Raw genomic sequence first — 6,404 nt, 5'->3', positions numbered from 1 at the left:
ACGCCCCCCAGCCCCCGCCACCGAACCGGCCGTCGCCATCGAACAGGCCGAGGCCGCGCTCGTCGAGCACTACCCACGACTCGTCCGGCTCGCCTACCTCGTACTGCCGCCCGCCCTCGGCCGCACCCGCCGCGTCCTGACGGCGCACGCCCTCACCCAGCGGGCACTTCCCCGGGGCCGTTCGGCGAAGTCCGTGATCCCGGCACCGGCGACGGGAAGCGACGGCGGCCCGGGCTACGGCTATGTCCGCCTCCAGGTCCTGCGTACGGCACTGGAGGCCGGCCACCCACTGAGGCTCCGGCCCTGGCCCAAGCGCTCACAACTGCCCCCGCTGCTGCCGCAGGTGTGGGGCCTGCGTCTGTTCCCCCGCTCCGGGGGCGCCGACGAACTCGCCCTGGACCAGCGCCTGTCGGCCCTCTCGGGCCCCGCACGGGCCGCATACGTCCTGCGGGGCCTGGAAAAGCTGAACGACGCCGACGTACGGAAGGTGCTGGACGCGGCCGGGGTCGAGGACTCGGGGACCGCTCTGAAGGAGGCGGGCGGCGTTCCGCCCGAGGACGCCCTGCTCGGCTCCTCCGAGTTCGACCCCTGTTCGCTCCAGGCCAGGCCCACCGATCTGATGCGGCGCCGACAGCACATGAAGGCCGCGCTCGCCGCCACGGCGGCGGCACTCGTGTGCGGGGCGCTGCTCGTCATGCCCGGGGACGGCTGGGGCCCCGATGGGGCCGCGGCACCCCCGTACGCGCGGAACCCGGCCGCCGAAGCCGCCCTGGACCCCGGCAGGTTGACGACTGCGTCGGCATCCGCCTGGAAGACCTCCACGCGCACCGGTTTCTCCGTGTGGCCCGCACGCGGAACGCTCACCGAGGACAAGACTCTGCTCCGGCGCGCGCTCGCCGTGTGGGCGCGGCCCGGAGAGTCCGTCCAGGTCTCGGCGACCCCCGGCACCCCGGCCGGCGCCCCGCCCGGACCGCCGCAGCTGCTGTACGCGGGCGTGGTCGACTCCGCACGCGTCGTGCTGCTGTACGACGGGCTGCGCGTCGCGCGGTATGCCGAACCGAAGGAGGGCACGGGCGGGGCCGCGCTGGACTTCGCGCGGGTGGACGGGGCGACCGGGGCCGAGGCGAGCGCGGTGGTGCTCGACCGGGCCGACGGCAACGTCCGCTATCTGATGGCGCCCTGGGTGACGAGGGTGACCGTGCGGGACCTGATGAAGCCGGCCGGCGGGACGTCGGTGCTGCCGGTGGCGGGGGACGGGGTGACGGGCGCGTTCGCGAGCCCCGCGCTGCAACAGGGCGCGTGCCGTTCGTGGAACGTGCTCCAGCTGAGCGGCGCGTCGGGCTCCCGGCTGCTGACCGACCTCGCCGAGCTGACCCCCGCGCGCCTGACCACCGGGCGGCCGTCCGCGCCTCGCGATGCGTCGAAGGAGCTCGGGACCTGGTCACCGTATGCCTGCTCGCTGGCCGCCGCGCGGGCGCAGGGCGTGCGCTCCGTGAACGCCTGGCAGTACGCCCAGCAGCCGCTGCCCGACGCGACCGGGACGGCGTCCTGGGTGTGCACGCGGGCCGAGACCTGGCGGGGTGGCGGCACACGGGTGCTGGCCCAGTTCCACGCGCCGGCCGCACGGTTCGGAGCGGTCGCCGCCAAGGCCGACGACTCCCCCGCGTGTGGCGCCCGTGACCCGCACCTCCTCGCCGGTGTGCTGTGGAAGTCGGGCACGGGCACCTGGTACCTGCTCGCCGCCGGCAGCCAGGACACGACCTCGGTCACCGCGACGGGCGGGATCAGCGCCACCGCCCAGGGCAATGTGCTGACCGTACGCGCGAAGCGGGGTGCGGAGGCCAAGTTGAAGGGCACCCTGGCCGACAGCCGGCCGATCACTGGGCTGAGGTGAGCGCGTTCGGTGACCGGTTTGCACCGAAGCCGTGAACAATCTTGACCGATCTGGTCCGTTGGAGGCCGAATCCGATCGGTAGGGTGTCCGTATGACAACCGGGGTTCGCCGCAGAATGGGAGTCGAGGAGCGGCGGCAGCAGTTGATCGGCGTCGCCCTTGAACTGTTCAGCCGACGCTCACCCGACGAGGTCTCCATCGACGAGATAGCGTCCGCCGCAGGCATCTCGCGACCGCTGGTCTACCACTACTTTCCCGGCAAGCTCAGCCTCTACGAAGCCGCGTTGAAGCGCGCCTCCGACGAGTTGGCCGCCCGCTTCCTGGAACCGCAGGAGGGCCCCCTGGGTGCCCGGCTGCTGCGCGTGATGCGCCGCTACTTCGACTTCGTCGAGGAGCACGGGCCCGGCTTCTCGGCCCTGATGCGCGGCGGCCCGGCGGTCCCCGGGGACGGACCCCGCTCCCGGGACGCCGTCTCCCGCACCAACGCCCTCATCGACGGCGTGCGCCAGGCCGCGTACGACCAGATCCTCGCCCACCTGAGAATCGAGGACCCGCCGGCCCGGCTGGAGCTGGTGATCCGCTCCTGGATCTCCCTCGCCGAGTCCACGGCGCTGATCTGGCTGGACGGCCGCCGCATCCCGCGGGGGGAACTCGAGGTGCAACTCGTCCACGACTTCGCCGCGTTGGCGGCGGTGAGCGCCGCGCACGACGAGGAGATGGCGGAGCTGCTGCGCCGCATGCTGGGGGACGAGCCGACCGACGGCCCGTTCACGGACCTGGTGGGCCGCTTGGTGGCACTGGGAGCGCCCCGGTAGAAGGCGCTCCCCGGCGGGCGGCGTACGGCGCGACTACGCGTCGAACTTCCGGTACGACGCGTCAAGATCCCGCACCTCGGCCGACGCGTGCAACGCCGCCCCCGTACCGGGCTTCACATAGGTGCGGAGCAGCTCCAGCACCGCCTCGGTGAGCCGCGCCTTCGTCTCGTCCGTACGCCCCGCCAGCAACCCCAGCGTCACATGGACGACCACATGACCGTCCTCGTCCCGCCCCACGGTCGTGTCCTCGGTCGCACGGAACTGCGTCTTGCACGCCTCGTACTTCGCGGCAGCGATCCCCACCACCGCGTCGTGCAGGGCGAGCGCGAAACCGCGCCGGTCGAAGCCCTCGGAGAGGCGCGCTGAGTAGTCGACGGTGATCTGCGGCATGAACACTCCTGTGGTGGGACCGGTTGGGCTCACCCTAACCGCGGGGCCGGCACCGACGCCCTACCGCGTGCCCCGGGCGAAGACCGCGACGGTACGCCCCGGAACGGAGAACGTCCCCGATTCCGCCGCGTACGACGAGGTCCGGACGACGGGGTCCGCGCCCGCGGCCTGGACCGGGTGCAGTGCGTACGCTGTCCCCTCCAGGTCCGCGATCCGCTGCTCCTGCCGCTCGGGGGTCGCGTTGAGGACGATAACCAGGTCGCCGAGCTTCATGGTGATGACGCCGGGTGTCTCGTCCTTGCCGGAGAGCGGGAAGGTCAACGAAGCCTGTACCTGGTCGGCGGTGTCGAGCGAGAAGACGTCTTCGGCCGTGCGGATGCGCAGCAGGTCCCGGTAGGCGGCCGAGGTCCCCCGGATCTGCTCGCAGCCCACCGCGACCGAGGTCAGCAGGGGTTTGGCGTAGGGCCACTTGGACTCGTTGTCGGCAGCCATCGGCAGCCCGCGTCCGAAGCCGTTGCCGTCGCGGCAGTCCCAGTGGACGGCGTTGAACCAGTCACCGCTGTCGTACGAGTTGCGGTCCAGCGACTTGGAGCGCAGCAGGTCGGTGCCGGCCTGGGAGAGCGCGGGGCCCTGCGAGAGGGCGGCCGTGGCCATGGCGAGGACCTGCATCCGGGCCCGGTCGTCCGCGCTCGCGGATCTCGGCAGCTTGTAGGCGAGCGCGTCGAACAGTGACTCGTTGTCGTGGGCGTCGGCGTAGGCGAGGGCGTCGCCGGGCGCGTCGGAGTAACCGGCGGGCGAACCGTTGTAGTCGACCTCGGAGCCCTTGACCCGTTTGCCGCTGGTGTCGGTGAAGGTGAACGACGCCAGGTTGCCGCTGAGCCCCACCTTGATCAGATCCTGGTAGTGCAGCAGCCGCGCCCGCTGCTCGGCCGGACTCCCGTTGCTCGCCGACGAGTTGGGGTCGGTGTACAGCCCGGAGGCGAAGCCCTGCACCCCCGGGTCGTCATCGAAGGGGCCGCCGCCGCGGACGGCGTCACGCGCCCGGTCGGAGAAGGTCGCGACGCCCGTCCCCGCCATGTGCCGCTGCGTCGCCTGGACGAACCGGGCGTCGTCGGCGACCTCGCCGAAGTTCCAGCCCTCCCCGTACAGGATGATCTTCTTGCCGTCCACGCCGTCCTTGTCGAGGGTGAGCGCGTCAAGTGCCTTGCGTACGGCGAGGATGTTGGCCTTCGGGTGGTGCCCCATCAGGTCGAAGCGGAACCCGTCGACCTTGTACTCCCTGGCCCAGGTGACGATCGAGTCCACGACCAGCTTGCCCATCATGGCGTTCTCGGGCGCGGTGTTCGCGCAGCAGGTGGAGGTGGCCACCGAGCCGTCCGCGAGGAGCCGGTGGTAGTAGCCGGGCACCACCTTGTCGAGCACGGAGGTGGCGGCCTGCCCGCCGGCGGTGGTGTGGTTGTAGACCACGTCCATCACGACCCCGAGTCCGTCGTCGTTGAGCGCCTTGACCATCTTCCGGAACTCGACCGTGCGCCGGGTGCCGTCCGGGTCGGTCGCGTACGAGCCCTCCGGCACCGTGTAGTGGTACGGGTCGTAGCCCCAGTTGTAGGCGTCCTTCGCGGCGGCCTTCGCCACGCACTCCTGCTGTTCGCCGGAGTCGGCGGCGTACGAGCCGAGATCGCAGTCGACGGTCGTCTGGTCCGCCTTCTTCTCGGGGATGGTGGCGATGTCGAAGGCAGGCAGCAGGTGCACGTAAGACGTGCCGGACGCGGCGAGCTTCCGCAGGTGCTCGGAGCCGTCACTGTCCTTGTCGGTGAAGGCGAGGTAGGTGCCCCGGTCCTGCGCGGGCACGGTGCTGTCCGCGACCGAGAAGTCCCGGATGTGCAGCTCCTGGATCTGCGCGTCCTTGAGCGGCACCGCGTCGGGTTTCCGGTACGACGACCAGCCGCTCGGGGCCAGTGACGGGTCGCCCAGGTCGACGACGAGGCTGCGCTCGGAGTCGGCGGTCAGGGCGAGCGAGTACGGGTCGGTGACGTGGTTGGTGACGATCTTCCCCACGCTCGGGGCCCAGACCTTGACGACGTACCGGTACGGCTTGCCCTGCCAGGACCTGTTGCCGGTGACGGCCCAGACGCCGGTGGTGTCGTCCCGCTTCATGGCCACGCGGGTGCCGTCGAGGTCCAGGGACACGGACTGCGCGGTGGGCGCCCACACGGCGAGCGTGGGACGGCCGCCGCGGAAGACCGGTCCGAGGCCGGCGCCGGTCCCGTCGTACAGGTCGTCCAGCACTCCGGCGATCTGGACGCCGGTCGCCGCGAGCACCGCGCCGTTCGCGGCCCGTTGCGAGGCCACGACCTGGCCGCGCAGGGCCTCACGCACCCGGTCGCGGTCGCGCGGGTCGACCGACCAGGCGGTGTACGACTTGAGGTGCGGGAACTTCGCCTTCTGGGCGTCGCTGAGGCCGGCCCTGTTCAGCCGCAGCCAGCGCTCGTCGTCGCTGGTCAGCCTGCCGTCACGCACCTCGATGGAGCCGCTTGACGAGTACAGCAACTGGGTGGACGCAGCGGTGTCGCTGCCGTTCCAGGCGACGGTGTTCCGGTCGATCCAGACCGCCTTGGAGGTGGTCAGGTCGAGGGCGGCGGCGGAGCCGGCCGGCTGCGGAAGCAGGTACTTCTCCTGCCCGTTCAGGAGCCACACCTCATGGCCGAGGGCCTTGAGGTCGAGCGACTGGTCGGTGGGGAGGTCCTTCTCGTCGCCCTTGTGGATGATGTAACCGAGACTGGTGGCCCCGTCGGTGAGCGGCACTTCGAACACCGCGCCATAGGCATCGGTCCGCACCGGCTGCAGTGGCTTCGACCAGTCCGTGGGCTGCGCGGCACCGGTCCACACGTGCAGGCCCCAGCCGTCGTAGTCCCCGTCGGCGCGCTGGTAGTGCAGGACGGCCTTGGTCGTGTCCTGCTCCGGATAGCCGGCCGTGGGCTTCTCCGTCCGTACGGCCTCCTCGCCCTGCTCGATCCACACCTCACCGGTCTTCGTGACGTCGATCGAACGGTCCGCGGCGACGTCCTTGTTTCCGTCCTTGTCGATGACGAGGAAGCCCACGGTCGAGGCGCCCGGCTTGAGCTTGACGTAGGCGAAGGCGCCGTACGCGTCACGACCGGTGAAGGGATGGCTGTCGGGCCAGGTGGTGCCCTCCCCGTCGGCGAGGTCGCCCCAGGCGTACAGGCCCCAGTCGTCGTAGTCGCCGTCGGCGCGCTTGTAGTGGACGATCGCGTAGTCGCGGGAGGAGGCGGTGGGGATCTCGGG

At 71.4% G+C, this 6,404-nt stretch carries 4 protein-coding genes; 2 read left to right on the top strand and 2 right to left on the bottom strand.

The genetic code is table 11. The features are described from left to right. On the top strand, positions 1–1,894 hold a 1,894-nt coding region (locus FPZ41_RS43965), incomplete at its 5' end, for a hypothetical protein (RefSeq protein ID WP_152870206.1). A gap of 91 nt (positions 1,895–1,985) precedes the next feature. Further along, positions 1,986–2,708, top strand: coding sequence for a TetR/AcrR family transcriptional regulator (locus FPZ41_RS43960; protein ID WP_152870203.1), 723 nt, complete (start codon positions 1,986–1,988; stop codon positions 2,706–2,708). Between the two features lie 33 nt (positions 2,709–2,741). On the opposite strand, the gene FPZ41_RS43955 is transcribed toward FPZ41_RS43960, so the two are convergent. Continuing rightward, on the bottom strand, positions 2,742–3,098 hold the full coding sequence (locus FPZ41_RS43955; RefSeq protein ID WP_152870202.1) for a 5-carboxymethyl-2-hydroxymuconate Delta-isomerase: 357 nt from the start codon (positions 3,096–3,098) through the stop codon (positions 2,742–2,744). A 60-nt stretch (positions 3,099–3,158) separates the two neighbouring features. After that, a partial coding sequence (gene pulA / locus FPZ41_RS43950; RefSeq protein ID WP_152870200.1) for a pullulanase-type alpha-1,6-glucosidase occupies positions 3,159–6,404 on the bottom strand: 3,246 nt, incomplete at its 5' end.

Origin of the sequence: Streptomyces acidicola (assembly GCF_009377235.1) — a bacterium.
GTDB lineage: Bacteria > Actinomycetota > Actinomycetes > Streptomycetales > Streptomycetaceae > Streptomyces > Streptomyces acidicola.
Note: the sequence above shows the minus strand (reverse complement) of the source record. Positions and strands in the feature narration are given on the sequence as shown.